Source organism: Nonomuraea sp. NPDC050153 (assembly GCF_044460125.1).
GTDB lineage: Bacteria > Actinomycetota > Actinomycetes > Streptosporangiales > Streptosporangiaceae > Nonomuraea.
Window position 1 is genome coordinate 23,137 of the sequence record NZ_JBITJQ010000042.1, and the last position, 17,696, is coordinate 40,832.

Here is a 17,696-nt window from a genome sequence, read left to right on the forward strand (position 1 = left end):
TAGTTCGGGGTCCGGAGCGAATGAGGAAACATGAGCCGGGGTCCAGGGTGGGGGGTTGATCAATGTTAACCGGTGCGGCTCGCAAGGGTGGCAGTTTCTCCGGCATGACTCCGAAGGGGACTTCGAGCAGTAATTCATTCAGGCAGGGACAACGTTCGCGGGGATTCTCCACGGTGACCCTGCCTCCGAAGAAGGAGAAGGAGGAGGACAAGGGCCACACCAAGCCCATGTCCCTGACGAGGCGGTACTCGACGTCCGACGCCGGGTCGAGACAGCGACCGAGCACCGTGCAGACACAGCTGCTCATCCAGCCGGGAAGCCGGGACTCCCAGTTGTTCTTCGGCCCCGGCAGCAAGAGCAGCCTGATCATCGACTACAGGGCTCTCCTCGGCCTGAACACGGAGGACAGCCAGAACTACATCGAGGACACCGCCGAGCGGCTGGCCCCGGACATCGACGCCAGCGAGGTGATGCGGCTCGACCAGGACGCCCTCCTCCGGATGGCCTACGGGATGTCCATCCTCGACGGCAACCCGGTGGACGGGCTCGACTACCACAAGGGAATCAAGGCGCTCCTCAGGTGGGCGCGACGGACGAAGGTGCTCCCCGGTGCCATCGATCTGGGGTTCGAGCGGGAGGTCGGGGGCGCCAGCGGTCTGTCCAAGAGCCTGCTGCTCCGAGATCTGCCGCCGCTGTCCGACGTGACCGTGACGGAGCTGGGCAAGATCTACAACCCGACGCGCGTCATGGAGGTGCCGCGGCCCCTCGACTTCGGCAAGCTGGAGTCCGGGCTGTTCAGCGCCATCCGGCAGTTCCTCGATCTGCAGCTGGCCCGCTTCGAGGCGGGCCCGGGGCAGAAGCTCGACCGGGAGTCGCTCGACCGGTTGCGTGAGCTGGCCGGGTTCCTGCAGGAGTACATGAAGTTCTCGTGCGGGCCTTACATCCTGGCGAATCCCGACGGGCCATACAACACAGGATACGAGTTGTCCAAGCGCGTGGAGAGCAGCGAGTCCGTCCAGCTCACCGACGAACTGCTGTTGTCGTACGCAATGAACGTCGCGAACTTCCTCGGCTACGCCCCCGAGTTCGGCAGGAGGTTCATAGAGGCCGGCTTCGACGGCGTACGCGACGCGAACGTGCTGCGCGGCCTGATGAAGGAGCTCCTCGCGGACCCCAGGACGAGCGAGAAGGTGACACGCCTCACCCAGCTCTCGGGGTTGCACTTCGGGGGCGGCGCGGTCCGGCTGAACCCGCTGATCCCCCGGGACCAGGACAGGATCGAGGCGCGGTGGAACCACCTGCGCACGATGATCCACGAGTTCCTGCACGCGCTCACGCATCCCGGCTTCGCGGCGAAGGCCGACCAGATCGGGCAGGGGCAGATCATCAGAGAAGGGTTCGTCGACATGTTCGCGGCCATCATCTTCCGGCAACTCTCCGGTGACATCCAAGCCGATCCCGAGCTGGCCAAGCGTTTCATGGGCGACCTGGGAGCAGTCAGGCCGGCGACCGGCGACCAGGGGAAGACCGGGTACGGCGACAGCGGCAAGAAGGCGGAGTCCGTCCTGGAACTGGTGGGCCTGCAACGCGCGTCGGCGGGGCTCCTGCTGGGCGACACCGAGTCCGTCGGGCTGGGCCGCCCGGGCACCAAGCCCTTCCCGGGCACCAAGCCAGGCAAGGGCGGGGACGAGTGATGGCAGTGGCAGACGTCCGGCAGAAGGACGGCGGGCTCGCCAAGACCAAGCGGTCCGGTGACGCCGACGCGACCGGCTCCAGGCTGCGGCTCGGGCCCGCGTCCGAGCTCGTGGTCGCCGACTACACGGGGCTGGAGCTGCGGCTGCGCCTCGGTGAGCAGGACTTCTTCGAGGAGGCGGAGGCCGCGCTGGGCGCGCTGCCCGAGGGCTTCCCCTCGATGTGGCCCGACGTGGCCGCGCTCGCCGACGCCGACCGGCGCTGGTTCCTGCGCGCGGTGCACCTGCTGACGCTCAACGACGAGGCGGCCCCCGCGAGCTTCAGCCGGACGGGGGCCCTGTCGCGGCTGACGCGCTGGGCCGGCGCGCGCGCCACCGAGCCCACGGCGGCCGACGGCTCGTTCGAGCGGGAGGTGCTGACGGTCAGCGGATGGACGGGCGCCGTGCTCGGGCACCTGGCGGCCGGCCCGTCCCCGGAGGACCGGGCGCGGCTGCGCGCCGTCTACGACCCCCAGGAGGCCGCCGGCGGGGAAAACGGCGGGCTCGCGGGGATCGGGGAGGCGGTGGCGCGGATCGTGGCCGGGCGCACGGCCCTGTGGGACCCGCCGTCGGGCGGCGGGCAGCCCGAGGACCTCCAGCGGCTCTCCGAGGCCGCCGCGCGGGTCGAGTCCATCGTCGCGGACGTCTTCTCGCCGTACGTCCGCGCCCGGTTCGACAGCCCGCTGAATGAGGAGTTCCACTACGCCGACCACGTGCGCGGCTCGATGGAACGGCCACAGGACCGGGACGCCCAGGTGGCCTATCTCTACGGCGAGCTGCGCGCGGAGGGGTGGAGGGGAGACGCGGACGAGGTGCTCGCCGGCCTGCGCGACCTGCTGGAGTCCGGCCGGGCGCCGGCCGGGCAGGTCGCCCGGCTCATCAAGCGCACGCCGTCGCACGACCTGCCCGACACCTGGCGGAAGACGAGCACCTTCTACGACCTCGACCGGGGCTCGCCGGTCGCCGAGGCCCACCTGCCCGCCGACACCGCCCCCGCCATGCCGCGGGGCGAGTGGCGGTGGCGGCTGGTCGGTCTCCTGATCCACGAGCTGCTGCACCGGCTGGCGCATCCCGTGTTCGTCGAGCGGGCCAGGGCCGTCACGCGCCCGCTCGTGCTGACGGAGGGCTGCGCCGAACTGCTCACCGCGGAGGCCCTGGCCGCCGCGTACGGCGCGGACCCGGCCGTCCGGCGGGAGCTGGCCGGAGACGCGGGCGAGCCGCCGGCGCGACCGGCGACGCCGGGCCCGGCCGCCGAAATTCGGGAAATCGCAGGACCGGACAATTTCCGGGCCGCCTATTTCCTGGGCGAGACCCATCTGATCGGTCTCGACTAATCGTCTCTGACCGCTTTCGGAGAGAACAGGAGCAGCGCCCGACCGGGAAATGATCGCGGCGGGGCGCAAGGCGGTCTGAATCGGGGTGTCATTCGGGGTATTTCATGCGAGGGGGAAACTCGGCATGCGCAACGATGCATCATTACCCAGTTACGAGATTCTTTTCGGCGATCTCGATCTGAGGGAGGGCGACGAAGCGAGGTCGGTGTACTCGCCGGCCGCCTATCTGGTCGATCTGCTGAATCTGATGCGCGGATCGTCCGACGAGACCGCCGTGCTGCGGCGCAGGCCCGACATCGGCGAGATACCGCTCGACAAGGAGCACACCTTCACGGTCACGCCCTACCTCGACATCGTCAACGAGGTCCTGGAGGAACTGGTCGGGGACGACCCGTACGGGCAGCTGCTCCGCATCCAGCACCCCTTCGCCCTGCCGTTCTCGTTCACGGACGCCCGGATCCGCGTCTACCTGCGTCACCTCGGCATCGACCCGGTCGAGTTCTACCGGCTGTTCGCCGCCCGGGTGGACCGCGACCGGGTCGCCCGCGAGTATCTGGGGCTGTCGGTCGTGGACGTGGAGGCCGTCACCGTCGTCCGCACGGACGAGGCCGGCGTCGCCGAGCGGTACGGCAGGCCGTCGTCGCAGCTGTCCGACATCGAGACGTTCCTGGCTGCCGCCTCCATGACCGGGGCGGAGCTGACTGTGCTGATCGAGTCGCGCTTCAACGGGGGCATCGTCACGGTCGCGCCCGACGACAAGACGCTGCGGCAGGTCTCGCTCGGCTGGCTCGACAAGGTCGACCGGTTCGTCCGGCTGTCGCGGCGCACCGGCCTGTCGTTCGCCGACCTCGACGTCGTGCTGGCCTCGTGCGCAGGCGGCGTCATCGACCTGCGCGCGCTCACCGCCCTGGCGACCGCCGTCCACCTGCACCGCACGCACGACCTCGGGTACGACGTGATCGCGGGCCTGACGAGCAGGGCGATGCCCGACACCGTGGACGACGTGCCCGCGCCGCCCGGCGACCTCCTCGCGCCGCAGAACCGCGACTACCGGCTGCACCTGGCGCGTACGCTCGACTTGGCCGAGTCCGACATCGTGACGGTCGTCCAGCGCTTCAGGGACCGCTACGCCACGCCGCTGGAGGCGGGGCCGTTCGACAAGGGGATCGGGGAGGCGGCGCTGTCGCTGCTGCACCGCGTCTCCCGCCTGGTTGCCGCGCTGGGCGTGTCGGTGGAGGAGCTGTTCACGCTGCTGTCGGCGTTGGACGCCGATCCGGCGCTGCGCCGCTACACCACGTTCCCCATCCTGCCGGTGCTCGACCCCGGCACGGCCGACTGCTACCGCATCCTGGAGGGCTCCAACGCGCAGTCGAGCCTGTGGCTGACGCAGACGCTGCTGGCCGTCACCTCGTGGATGCGCGACTGGGGGTTCGGCGCGCGGGATCTGGCCGAGGTGCTCGGCGAGCCGGCCACGCCGGAGTCCGAGGAGGAGCAACAGGCGGTCCTGGCCGCGATCAGGGACCGGTTCGAGACCGTCGCGTTCGGCCCCGAGCTGTTCGTCTCCGACCGGTTCGACGGGCGGGCCGCCCAGGTCGTGTACGACGTGCTGGCCGCGTACGCGGACGGCGTGGTCTCGCCGCGCGACCCGCGCCTGCTGCGCCTCGACCCGGAGGCGGTGGGGGCCGCCGTGTACGACGCGGTCACCGACGTGGCCGTGCTGGCAATGGAGGACTTCCAGGGTCTCGGCCTGGCCGACCGGCTGATCGTCAAGATCTTCTCCAATCTCGTGACCTACGGCCTGCTCGGGGCCGACGGCGTGCTCGCCACCGAGGAGCCGCCCCAGGAGCCGGTCCTGGCCGGCGACTACAACGACCTGGCGGGCGCCCTGTTCGCCGTCATCGCGAGCCTGGACGGCGCCCTCTACCCCTCCGACCTGGCCGGGCACTTCCCCGACCTGTCCGAGGCGGAGCGGGCCGAGCTGTACGGCAACCTCCTCTACCACGGCTACCTCGATGACGAGGGCCAGGTCGCCGACCCCGGCTTCTTCGCCGACCCGGCGAACGAGGCGCTGTTCACCGCCTCCGCGGACCTCGGCGACGTGACCGAGGCGGTCCTCGCCGCGCTGGCCGAGCGCGGCGAGCGGTTCCGCCAGCTCACGATCACGCTCGACCCCGGCGTCTTCGACGGGCTCGGGCTGACCGAGGCGCAGCTCACGGCGCTGGTCGAGAGCCTGCGCTTCAACGGCGTCATCGACGCGCACGACGCATACGTGAGCAAGGAACTCCCCGACGACCTCGGCCTCATGCTGGAGTTCTATCCGATCCGCCGCCTCGTGCTGGAGGCGATGCGCGACCAGATCTCCGCCGTCCGGACCGAGCTGTACACCTTCGCGCCCGACGACTTCGCGCCGATCGCCGAGGACGCGGTGGGGCAGCGGATCACCGGCCTGCTCGACGGCGTGATCACCGAGGACGGACGCGTACGCGAGCAGGCACGCGAGCTCTTCGGCGACCCGGAGGGCAGGCTCGACCTCGGCGCGGGGTTCACCGCGGCCGACGGCGCCGTCATCTACCAGCGGATCTCGGAGATCCTGGAGGCGCAGCGGCCCTACCGGCTCGACCTGGACGCAGTGGCCGCGCTCGGCTTCACCGAGGACGAACGGACCCAGCTGGTGGAGCTGCTCACCGCGACGGGAGACCTCGACGCCGCGCTGGGCGTGCCATGGGACCGGCTCGACTACTTCGCCACGGTCACCAACGCGCTGGACTTCACGCTGCCCGGCGCCGAGGACTACGGCATGGACGTCTTCTTCTTGCTGCACACCGTCGCCATGGAGATCATCGCGGCCGTGGACGAGGTGGCCGCGCGGCTGGGCGGGCTGGCCACGGCGCAGCGCGAGGCGCTGCTGACCGTGCTGCAGGACTCGTTCGGCGTGCCCGCGCAGGTGGCCGAGGTCATCTGCGACGCGGTCGCCTTCGACACGTTCGACGTGCTCGTCGCGCCGGCCCTGACCGGCGACACCCTCGCCCCGCACTTCCGGCGCACGTACCGCAGGATCCGGCGCTTCGCCCGGCTGGCCGCCAAGCTCGGCCTGGACGCCTCCGAGGCCGGGGTCTCCTTCCACGACCAGGACCTGGCCGGCAAGTTCCCCGAGCCGCTGGCCCTGCCGCCGGGCATCGACCGCTTCGACGCGCTGCTCACCGGCTGGGACGGCAAGGTCTACCTGTTCCAGGCCACGAACTACTGGGTCTACTCGGCGGCCACGCACGTGCTCACCGACCCACGCGCCAAGCAGCTCGCCGAGCTGTCGGCGAACTTCGGCACGCTGGCCGGCGTGGACGCCGCCTTCGTCCGCCCTGACGGCGTGGAATGGATCATCGGCAGGGGCCTGGACGGCCTCTCGCACGCCTTCACCCGCAACCCCGGCGGCACCCGCTGGGCGCCCAAGGAGCAGGTCTGGGGCAAGGTCAGGAACAACTTCACCGATCCCAAGCGGATCGACAACGTGTTCGTGGACGGCGACGGCAGGACGTACGTCTTCAGCGGCGACCAGTACGTGCGGTACTCCACGGACGACTTCACCTACGTCGACGAGGGCTACCCGCGCTCGATCGGCGAGTGGTGGGAGGGTGAGGGACGTGAGGCGCCGCTGCCCGAGGCGTTCCGCCACGTCGTGGACGCGGCCTTCCAGGGGCGCGATGGGCGTACCCACGTCTTCAGCGGCAAGCGGTGGTTCGACGGCGGCACCGAGGCGCCGATCGCGGAGCGCTGGGGCCTGCTGCGCAACACGTTCGACGGGGCTGAGCGGATCGACGCCGCCTACGCCGACGGCGAGGGCTGCCTGCTGTTCCGTGGCGACCAGGTGGTGCGTTACACCGACAGCCTGGAGAACGATGGCGTGCGCGTGGCCGACGGCTACCCGCGCAGGATCGAGTCGTGGCGGCCGGAGGTCCCCGCCGAGTTCGAGAACGCGGTCGAGGCGGCCTTCCAGGACGGGTCGCGCACTGTCCACCTGTTCAGGGACGGCAAGACCGTCGCGCTGAGCCCGTCGGGCGCCGGCCCGGTCACGCCGACCGCGGAGCGCTGGGGGCTGATGCGGCCCGTGCTGACGGACGGCAAGGTGAACGCCGCGTTCGTCGGCCTGGACGGCAAGACGTACCTGTTCAGCGGCGACCGCTACGTGCGCTACTCCACGGCCGACTACTCCATCGCGGACGTCGGCTACCCGCGCGCCATCGCGGGCGACTGGGGCGGGCTCGACCAGGTGGACGCGGCGTTCGTCATGGACGGCGCGACCCACCTGTTCGGCCCGGTCGGCCTGATCCTCGACCTGCACGCCGACTATGAGGCCGAGCTGACCACGGGCCGGCTCTCGGCGGCGCTGCGCCGCCGCCTGCGGGAGCACCACGTCACAACCGCGGACGACGCGCGTGTCACCGGCACGGCGGGCGACTGGCGCGTCACCGCCGAGGGCGGGATCGTGCTCACGATCCGCCGCGCCGGCGACCGGATCAAGGTGTACGGCGACGACACGCCCTTCTACGTCCGCTACTCGACCAGGGACTACCGGGTCCCCGACGCGGGCTACCCGCGCCCGCTGGGCGACAACTGGTGGAACCTGCCGGCGACGCTCACCGCCCGCCCCGACTTCAGGGGCATCGACGCGGTCTTCACCGACCAGGACAACCAGACGGTGCTGTTCTCCGGCGGCAGCTTCGTCGTCTTCGACAGCAGGCACCGCTGGTGGTCCGAGCCGTACGCCCTGGCCGAGCGCTGGGACAGTCTGCCGTTCCGCGAGGTCGACGCGGCCTTCGTGGGCAAGGACGGCAGGACGTATGTCTTCTCCAAAGGCCAGTACGCGCGCTACTCCACGGGCGACTACAGCAGGCTCGACGACCGGTTCCCCTCCAGCGTGAGCGCGTTCTGGGGGAACGTGGTCAACAACGTCGCGCGCACGGGCCGGGTGGACGCCACGCTGGTCATGGACGCCGTCGAGAAGGTGGACGGCGTGGACGTGACGCGCACCTACACCTACCTGTTCTCCGGCGACCAGTACGTCCGCTATCTCGACCACGACTACTCGGCCGTCCAGGACGGGTATCCGCGCACGCTGTCGTCCCTGCCGGAGGAGCCGCGGCTGGGGGCGCTCACCGTCGAGCTGACCGGGGTGGACGCGGCCTTCGCCGACCGGCGCAACGTCTACCTGTTCCGCGACGGCGAGTGGCACGTGGTGTCCGACGCCGTCTACAAGAAGTACGGCGACCTCGCGCTGAGCGGGCTGTCGTGCGCGTTCGTGGAGAACGGCGCGGTCCTGGTGGAGCGGGCGGGCGCGTGGTCGCGGCACTCGGCGCTGGAGGGGTGGCCGGAGTCGTCGGTCCCGTACCGGCCGCTCGCGCTGCGCGCGGTGTCCGAGGACTACCGTACGGGCCTCGACGCGGTGCTCACCGGCCGCGACGGGACGACGTACCTGTTCAAGGGGCCTGACTGCTACAACACGGCGGTCAACAAGGTCTACCCGCTGGCCGAGGAGTGGGGCCGACCACGAAACACGATTTATCAGGACAACGCGGTGGATGCGGCGTTCGTGGGGCGCGACGGGAAGACGTACCTCTTCCGCGGCGACCAGTTCGTGGTCTACGGCGAGTCGATGGAGACGATCGAGGGCGAGCCCAGGCCGATCGCCGACCACTGGGGCGGGCTGACCAGCGTCGCCCTCGCCTACGTGCGGCACGGCGTTACCTACCTCTTCGAGCACCCCGACGAGAGCGGCGCCATGCGCCACGTCGTCTACACCGGCGAGCGCGGCGCGTACACGCGGCCCGACGAGGGCTACCCCGCGCCGGCTGACGAGTCGTTCTGGAAGGCCCCCGACCCGTTCCCCTTCCCGCAGGCCGTGCTGTTCGAGAACGACACGATGCTGCTGCTGGCCGGCGAGCGCTACGTGCAGCTCAACGAGGAGACCGGCCAGTGGTCCTACCCGCGGCCGATCGAGCGCGTCTGGCGCAACTTCGGGCGAGGCGTCGAGCCAGGAGACACGCTGCGCGCCGCGTTCACCGCCGCCGACGGCTCGACGTACTTCTTCTTCGCCGAGCAGTACACGCGCTACCACGACCGCGCGTTCTCGCCGCTGCTGGCGATCCGCGACCGCTGGGGGAAGGCGGCCACCCCGTTCGTGCCCGACGAGGGCGGGTCCGTGGACGCGGCGATCGTGTTCGGCGACGACGCGACGTTCCTGTTCTCGGGCAAGCAGTACGTGCGCTACACCGGCGCCGAGTACCGCTACGTGGATCCCGGCTATCCCAAGGCCATCGCGGTCAACCTGCGGGCCGAGCCGGAGTTCGCCGGACTGCCCGAGACCTTCGAGGACGCGGTCGCGGGCAAGCGGATCGACGCGGCGGTGGCCAACGGCCGCAGCGCCTACCTCGTCGTGAACGGCGAGTTGCACGTCGTCTCGCGCGCCGCCACGGCCACGTACGAGCTCGGGCTGATCGGACGGGTCCGCAACGCCATCGCCGACCGCGAGCGGGTCGACGCGGTGCTGGTCCGCGACCAGCAGACGTTCCTGTTCTCCGGCGACCAGTACGTCCGCTACACCGGCCGCGACTACCGCCTCGCCGACGACGGCTACCCGCGCACGATCGCCGGGTCGCTGGCCGCCGAGCTGGGCCTGCGGGCGCTGCCGCCCGAGTTCGAGGATGGCCTGGACGCCGCCTTCCGCGCCCGCGACCGCCGCGTATACCTGTTCAAGGGCAAGAAGTACCTGGTGGACGGCAGGGGAGCGGACGTCGCCGGGCAGTGGGGCACGGTGTTCAACCGGTTCACGGAACGGGCCGTCGTCGACGCGGCGTTCGTCGCCCCCACCGGGGAGCTGTACGCCTTCCGCGAGAAGCAGTACGTGCGCTACTCGGGCGCGCTCGACGTCGTGGACGAGGGCTACCCCCGCACGATCGACGACGATTGGGGCAACCTGCCCGCGCCGTTCGAGGAGGGGATCACCGGCGCGTGCGTCCTGGAGGACGTCACGTACCTGCTCAAGGACGAGCTGTACATGCGCTACCCGGGCCGCTACGACCTGCCCGACTGGACCTTCGCCCAGCCGATCAGGCACCGATGGTCGGAAACAGCCGACTACCGGCTCACCGACGTGCACATCATCAGCCTGTTCTCCGAGCTGGCCCACGCCCGCCCCGGGCTGGCCGACCTGCTCTGGACGGGCGCGCCCGACCCGTACGAGCGGCTGGCCGGGCTCTTCGGCTGGGACGTGGACGAGCTGCGCTGGGTCAAGCGCAACGCCGGGCTGATCACCGAGTTCCCGGTGGAGGAGGAGCGATTCGAGATCGAGTTCCTCCTCAAGCTGGTCAAGGTCTTCGCGCTGGCCGCCAGGGCCGGCACCGGCCCATCGCGGCTCTACCAGGACGCCTGGACCAAGCCGGACCCGGCCGAGGCCCTCGCCCTCATGCTGCGCCGCAAGCTCGGCGACCAGGACTGGGAGATCGTCTCCCGCACGGTGCATGACGAGCTCAACGTGATCAAGCGTGACGCGCTAGTGCCCGCCGCGCTGCACAAGAACCCCGACGTCGACGGGGTGCGCGAGCTGTACGAGCGGCTGCTCGTGGACGTCGAGATGGGCCCGGAGGGCAACACCTCGCATGTCCGCGAGGCGGTCGCGGCGGTCCAGCTCTACGTGCACCGCTACCTGCTCGACCTGGAGAAGGTGCTCCCCGGCGACGAGGAGCTGCGCCGGCGGGTCAGGGTCTGGTGGTCGTGGCTGAAGAACTACCGGATCTGGGAGGCCAACAGGAAGGTCTTCCTTTACCCGGAGAACTACATCAGGCCGGAGCTGCGCGACACCAAGACGCCCGCGTTCCGCGAGCTGGAGAACGACCTGCTCCAGAGCGAGATCGGCGCCGACAGCGTGCAGGCCGCCTACAAGCGCTACCTCGACGAGTACACCGAGGTCTCCCGGCTGTCGGTCGCGGGCGGGTACGTCTACCACGCGGACGGGGCCGACGAGAACGTGCGCAAGCTCGTGCTGTTCGGCCGCACCAGGACCGAGCCGCGCCGCCACTACTACCGTGAGGCCGAGTTCCGCGACGGCGAGCGGCTGTCGGCCACCTGGGAGCCGTGGCTGAAGGTGGACGCCCAGATCGACGGCGACCGGGTCTACCCGGTGCACGCGTTCGGGCGCGTCTTCGTGTTCTGGCCGGTCGTCGAGACCGTGCCGCCGGACACGACCGGCACCACCACGATCGTCGCCCGCAAGGACGGCGACAAGCAGAACGTGGAGCCGCAGCCGTCGAAGTACCGGGTGCGGATCTCCTACTCCTTCTACAACCTCAACAAGGAGTGGGTGAGCGCCCAGGAGCTGCCCCTCGGCCCGGCGGTGGACTTCCCGATCAGCGACGTGCGGCTGTCCGTGCAGGCTTCGGCCACCGTGCCGGGCGGCGACCCGGGCGCGCACGACTCGATCGTCGTGTCGTGCTCGTACCTGGAGACCGTGCCCGGCGAGCCCGGCAAGCCGCCGAAGCCGGAGCCGAGGTCGGTGGCGTACGCGCTCACCCCCGAGCTGTACGCGGTGCCGGTCGCGACTCCGACCGAGCCGACCAGGCTCGTGGAGCTGTCGAAGATCTTCGCTGAGCCTTCGCCCATCGACCCCGCCTGCGTGGTGCCCTTCAGCAACGCCGCCGGGTCGCAGGACGGCACCTGGTTCAGCGTGGATCACAAGGGCGGCAGCTTCCTGTGCCGCCCGATCACCCCCGACCCCGCGGGCGACCCGCGGGCCCTCCCGGTGGCGGGCAACGGCGACGGCGTGCCCGAATGGGGCGTCACCGACGCCGGCTTCGAGCTGGGCGACACCAAGTACTTCTTCAGGCAGGGCTATTACCAGCCCGCCGGAGCCAGCGACAAGATCGCGGACCGGTGGGGCCACGCCCGCAGCCCGCTGACCACGTCGCGCTCCGTGGACGCGATGCTGGTCCGCGACGACGTCACGTACGTCTTCGCCGGCACCGAGTACTACTGCTACGACGGCGCGCCCTTCGGCCTGATGTTGCCCGGCTATCCGAAGACCATCGCGACCAACAACGACACCCTGCCGAGATGGCCGAAGATCGACGCCGCCTACACGGCGAACGGCGTCGAGTACTTCTACTCCGGCGAGCACGGCTTCACCAGCTCGAACGTCCTGAAGGGCACGGCCTCCTCCTGGTCGCCGGACATCGACCTGGGCTGGCTGTCACCACCGCCCAAGGGCAAGGACGACAATGACCGGCGCGTGGCGGACACGCCCGCGGTGCCGCAGCTCGACGCGCTGCTGCTGCGCAAGGGCACCAGGAACCGCAACATCCTGTACGTCATCGCGGGCACCCGCTACGCGCGCTACACCGGCGCCACGAAGCAACCGGACGAGGGGCCCAAGGAGCTGTCCGACAGCGGCGACGACAACCTGCCGCTCACGGGCAAGGTGCACGCGGCCTACTGCCACGGGACCACGTCGTACTTCTTCGACAACGAGGCCCACACCTACGCCGCGTACACGGGCAAGACCGTGGGGCCGGCCCAGCAGACCGCCGCGCTCGGGCGGGTCCCCACGGCGATCACCCGCACCGGCAGGGTCGACGCCGCCTACCTGGACGACGCCGGCCACCTCTACCTGACCAGCGGCATGGAGTACGTCCGCTACACGGTCGAGAAGGGGGCCATTCCCGATTACATCGACGCCGACTACCCGAAGGAGCTGTCCACCCGGGTCCGGGCCGTCTTCAAGCGCGGCGACCGCCACTACGTGTTCGGCGACCGCGTCTACGCCGTGCTGGCGGCCGGCAAGGAGCCGGCCGACCTGGACCGCACCGCGTTCCTCGGCATCGAGGGCAGCTGGCGCTCCCTGCCGCCCGGCTTCTCCGACGCCTTCACCGGGGCCATGGACGCCGACGACAAGCTGCTGTTCTTCCTCGGCACCCGGTACATCGCCTATCCCAAGGGCGTGAGCCTGCTGCGCCCGTACGAGTTCGCGTCGCTGCAGCACGAGATCGTCAGGCTGACGTCGAGCACGGCGTTCGAGCTGAACCGGCGGCTGCTGGTCGGCGGGGTTCCCGCGCTGCTGGCCCCGGACACCCAGGAGACCGACGAGCTGCCCGCCTTCAGCGCGACCGTGTCGGGGCCCACCACGATCAAGGTCACGGCGGACGTCGCGGGCACCCCGGCCAGCTCGCACCTCGACTTCCAGAGTGCCAACGGGCGCTACTACTGGGAGATCTTCTTCCACGCGCCGCTGCTCATCGCGCAGGCGCTCAACACCGGCCAGCGCTTCGAGGACGCCAGGCGCTGGTACGAGTACGTCTTCGACCCGACGGAGGACAGATACTGGCGGTTCCTGCCGTTCCTGGCGATCGACGTCCGCGCGCTGGTAGACGGCTGCCTGGCCGACCTCGACACGCTCAAGCCGGCCGGCGTGGAGTCCGGCCTCCGCGAGATTCTGGACGACGTGGCGGACCTGATCCCAGCGTTCGAGCAGGCCCGCGAGCTGACCGGCACCGAGCTCGACCACCTGGCCAAGCTGGAGACGGAGACGCTGCCGCCGATCCTGTCCCAGCTCGCCGCGCTCACCGGCGACCTCGCGCGCTCCCTGCGGGAGAAGGTGGGCATGCTCGCCCGGCTGCGCCGCCAGTACGACCTGATGGGCGACCACGGGGCGCTGCTCGCGGCGTACCGGGACGACCCGTTCGACCCGCACGCCATCGCCGAGCTGCGGCCGTCGGCCTACCGCCGGGCGGTCGTCATGGCCTACGTCGACAACCTGCTCGACTGGGGCGACCTGCTCTTCGGGCAGTACACGATGGAGAGCATCGACGAGGCGCGGATGCTCTACGTCCTCGCCTACGACCTGCTGGGCCGCCGTCCCGAGGGCGTCGGCACCCGTACGCTGGCGGCCACCAAGACCTACGACGGGCTGCGCGCGCTGGAGACGGAGCTGCCGCCCGACCCCGACGCGGTGCGGCTGACGGCGGGCGGCACTCTGCTCGACGGCCTGGGCCTGATCCACAAGAGCGTTGCCGACGGGTACTTCCACATCCCCGGCAACACGCAGCTCGGCGACTACTGGACCCGGGTCGAGGACCGGCTGCGCAAGATCAGGGCCTCGCTCGACCTCATGGGCGTCAGCCGTCCGCTGCCGCTGTTCGAGCCGCCCGCCGACGTGATGGCGCTGGTCCGGGGCGCGTCCGCCGGGCTCTCGCCGGACCAGTCGGTCAACGGGTCGTCCGCCAGGGTGCCGCACCAGAGGTTCGCGGCCACCTTCCGCAAGGCGCAGGAGCTGGTGGACCGGCTGCGCCAGTTCGGCGCCGACCTGCTGGCCACGCTGGAGAAGCGGGACGGCGAGGAGCTCACACTGCTGCACTCCCGGCAGGAGAGCGCCATCCTGGCCATGACCCGCGCCGTCAAGGAGGCGCAGGTCAGGGCGGCCACCGAGACGCTGCGGGAGTCGGAGGCCGCGCTCGCCGCCGCGATCCAGCGCCGCGACTGGTACGACCAGCTCATCGACGAGGGGATCAGCCCGCTGCAGATCGCGCAGCTCGCGACGATGGCCGGCGCCGTCTACGCGCACTACGCCTCCACCGTGCTCAAGGTCGCGTCGGGCCTGACCTACCTCGCGCCGAACGTGTACCTCGGCCCGTTCATCATGGGCATCGAGGAAGGCGGTACGCACGCCGGCGAGATGATCGACAAGGGCGCCGACGCGGTGCAGACGGCGGCGGAGGGGCTCAGCGTCCTGGGTGAGCTGTTCGGCGTGCGCGCCGAGCAGGAGCGCCAGATCCAGGAGTGGAAGTTCCAGTCGATGTCGGCCAAGGCCGACATCGTCCAGATCGGCCACCAGGTGGCGGGGGCCGGGTTCCAGCTCGCCGTCGCCCAGCGCGAGCTGGAGATCACGAACAAGGAGATCGCCCACGCGGAGGCCGTCGTCACGTTCCTCACGGGCAAGTTCACCGGCGTCCAGCTCTACCAGTGGATGTCCTCGCGTCTGGCGTCCCTGTACTTCCAGAGCTACCACCTGGCCCTGGAGACGGCGAAGGCCGCCGAGCGGGCCTACCAGTACGAGCGCGGCGTGAACGACACGTTCCTGCAGCCGGTCTACTGGGACAGCCAGCGCAAGGGTTTGCTGGCCGGCGAGACCCTGGCCGTCGACCTGGACCGGCTCGGCAAGGCGTACTCCGACGGCGACGCGCGCGGTCTGGAGATCGTCAAGCGGGTGTCGCTGCTGCAGCTCGACCCGCTGGCGGTGCTCAAGCTGAGGTCCGAGGGCCGCTGCGAGTTCGCGCTGACCGAGGCGCTGTTCGCCCGCGACTTCCCCGGCCACTTCCGGCGCCGCATCAAGACGGTGTCGGTCACCTTCACGACCGGCGAGGAGCCGATCGGGGTCAACGCCACGCTCACCCAGCTCGGGCACAAGACCGTGCTGGCGGCCGACCCTCGGGCCGTGCGGTTCCTGCTGGATGCCAAGGGCTCGCAGCCGGACGCCGTGCGCGCCGACTGGCGGCCGGGCCAGCAGATCGCGCTGTCCGACCTGGAGCAGGGCCGGGACAACAACGGCCTGTTCGAGCTGCGCTACGACGACGACAGGTACCTGCCGTTCGAGGGCACGGGCGCCGTGTCCACCTGGCGGCTGGAGAGCGACGGGCCGCCGCCGCCCGACCTGTTCGACGTGATCGTCACCGTCAAGTACACGGCCGAGCAGGGCGGCGCGGTCTTCGGCAACGCGGTGAAGGGCATGCTCAAGCCGTATCCGGCGGGCCGCTACATCGACGTCGCCGGCGAGTTCGCCGAGGAGTGGCAGCATTTCCTGGACAGCGAGGACGGCGTGCTCTCGCTGCCGATCACGCCGGAGATGTTCCCTGGCATGAACGGGCGGCAGATCACCGCCGTCTACGTCAAATACCAGACCGACCGGCCGGGCGCCGCGCGCCTCCTCCTCAACGGCGACCAGCGGCTGGCGCTGGAGGACGGCACGGCGGTGCGCACCCCCGGCCTGAGCGTCGCTGGCACGCCGCTGACGCTGGTGGCCGACGGCGACCGTACGGCGCTGGTGAACGTCGGCCTCATCCTCAGTTACCGAGCCGTCTGAACGGGGCTTCCATGAACCGCAACAAGATCAAGCCATCGCCGTCGACGCGCAAGGCCAGACCGCTGCCGCAGCCGCCGGTGGGGGTGGCCAAGCCGCTGCCGCCCACCCCGGCCAGGCCCCCGGCCAGGCCCACGGCCAAGCCGCTGCCGCCGATCCCCGTCAGGCCCCCCGCCAAGCCGCTGCCCAGGCCACCGGTGAAAGCGATGAAGCCGCCGGCCAAGCCCTTGCCACCGATACCGAGCAGGCCGCCGGCCAAGCCGCTGCCACCGATACCGAGCAGGCCGCCCGTGCCCACCCGCACGGCCGCGCGGAAGCCGCTGCCGCCGCTCCCGGCCAAACCGCCGCCGGCGACTCCCATGAAGCCGGCCAAACCGCTGCCACCGATTCCCGGGAAACCGCTGCCGCCGACCCCGGTCAAGGTCATCAAGCCGCCCAAGCCGCTCCCTCCGACACCGACCAAGCCGGTGGGGCGGCCGGTCGTGCCGCCCCTGGACCTGTCGGTGGTGAAGCCCACCTCCGACCGGATCGCGTCGCCCAGGGTGACCCGGACCGGCGCGGGCATGCTGTCTGACCAGGACCGCTACCGGCTCAACGACAACCGCGACAAGAAATTCGTCGACGAGCTGTACGAGGAGTGGTACGACGGCGCCAGCGGCGACCGGCGGAGCGGCACCGACGCCGACACCTGGGAGGACGTCTACGGTCTCATGGGAGTGGGCAGCGCCGGCTACCTCAAGAAGGCCATCGACACCATGGAGGTCTGGGACTTCGTGCGGCAGGGCCAGACGGACGGCTACGTGGTCGAGAACCAGGGCGCGGAGGACGACCCGCCGGTTGAGTTCTGGCGCGGGCTCTCCGGCGGCGACTACTTCAGGGTGCTCAAGAGCCCATCGGGTTCGCTGTCCGCCGAGGACGTCCGCAACAGGTCTCGCCGCCTGATCGTCAATCTCAACTCGCAGGAGGCCGGGCTCCGCGTGGCGAAGGCGCTCACCCCGCTGTTCAAGGACCCGACCCTGGGCGACAACTTCTCCCAGTTCAAGGTCTACCTGTCCTCGAAGGCGTACCCGAACCAGCCCGTCAAGAACGACAAAATGGTGGTCTACTACGTCGTCGGCGAGGACGCCGACGGCAGCGGCGCCGACGCGGTCGGCGACAAGCTGATCAGCACGATCGACGGGGCGATCCGGCCGGGCGACGCCAACATCAGCGTCAGCCCTTTCTACTCCCGGCTGACCGAGGCCGTCTCGTGGGCAGAGGAGGCAGAGGAGTACATGTCCGTGGAGGAGAGGCAGAGCTTCACCATGTCACGGGCCAAGGTGATCGCCTCGGTGCTCCAGGACAACCCGAACGTGCGGGACGCCGCTGAGCTGGAGACCCTCATCAAGAAGGCGTTCCAGGACAAGGGCATCCGCGCGGAGGCCCGCCACCGCCACATGCCTCCGCCGCCGTTCACGCCGCCGCCCGTGACCTGAGCGGCTCTTCCCCGCAAGAGACGCAGGCCCGCCACCCCCGGAT

At 70.4% G+C, this 17,696-nt stretch carries 5 protein-coding genes; 4 read left to right on the forward strand and 1 reads right to left on the reverse strand.

The window, feature by feature from the left end; translation table 11 throughout:
• The first annotated feature begins 173 nt into the window (after positions 1-173).
• From ACIBQ1_RS53835 to ACIBQ1_RS53845, 3 genes are all read left to right on the forward strand, one after another.
• Positions 174-1,694 carry a hypothetical protein gene (locus ACIBQ1_RS53835; RefSeq protein ID WP_397290414.1) on the forward strand — a complete coding sequence of 507 codons (1,521 nt, stop codon included), beginning with the start codon at positions 174-176 and terminating at the stop codon, positions 1,692-1,694.
• A complete protein-coding gene (locus ACIBQ1_RS53840) occupies positions 1,694-3,064 on the forward strand; it encodes a hypothetical protein (RefSeq protein ID WP_397290416.1) in 1,371 nt (456 codons plus the stop codon). Before ACIBQ1_RS53835 ends, ACIBQ1_RS53840 begins: the two co-directional genes overlap by 1 nt.
• Before the next feature lie 124 nt (positions 3,065-3,188).
• Positions 3,189-16,181 carry a hemopexin repeat-containing protein gene (locus tag ACIBQ1_RS53845; RefSeq protein WP_397290418.1) on the forward strand — a complete coding sequence of 4,331 codons (12,993 nt, stop codon included), beginning with the start codon at positions 3,189-3,191 and terminating at the stop codon, positions 16,179-16,181.
• On the opposite strand, the gene ACIBQ1_RS53850 is transcribed toward ACIBQ1_RS53845, so the two are convergent.
• Positions 16,162-16,617, reverse strand: coding sequence for a hypothetical protein (locus ACIBQ1_RS53850; protein ID WP_397290420.1), 456 nt, complete (start codon positions 16,615-16,617; stop codon positions 16,162-16,164). The genes ACIBQ1_RS53845 and ACIBQ1_RS53850 overlap by 20 nt on opposite strands.
• Before the next feature lie 43 nt (positions 16,618-16,660).
• Here ACIBQ1_RS53850 and ACIBQ1_RS53855 point away from each other — a divergent pair, with 43 nt between their 5' ends.
• Positions 16,661-17,653: a T3SS effector HopA1 family protein gene (locus tag ACIBQ1_RS53855; protein WP_397290422.1), complete on the forward strand. Its 993-nt coding sequence runs from the start codon at positions 16,661-16,663 to the stop codon at positions 17,651-17,653.
• The last annotated feature ends 43 nt before the right edge of the window (positions 17,654-17,696 follow it).

Coding starts and splice junctions, on each gene's coding strand:
- ACIBQ1_RS53845 (WP_397290418.1), top strand. CDS start 3,189: ATGCGCAACGATGCATCATTACCCAGTTACGAGATTCTTTTCGGCGAT.
- ACIBQ1_RS53840 (WP_397290416.1), top strand. CDS start 1,694: ATGGCAGTGGCAGACGTCCGGCAGAAGGACGGCGGGCTCGCCAAGACC.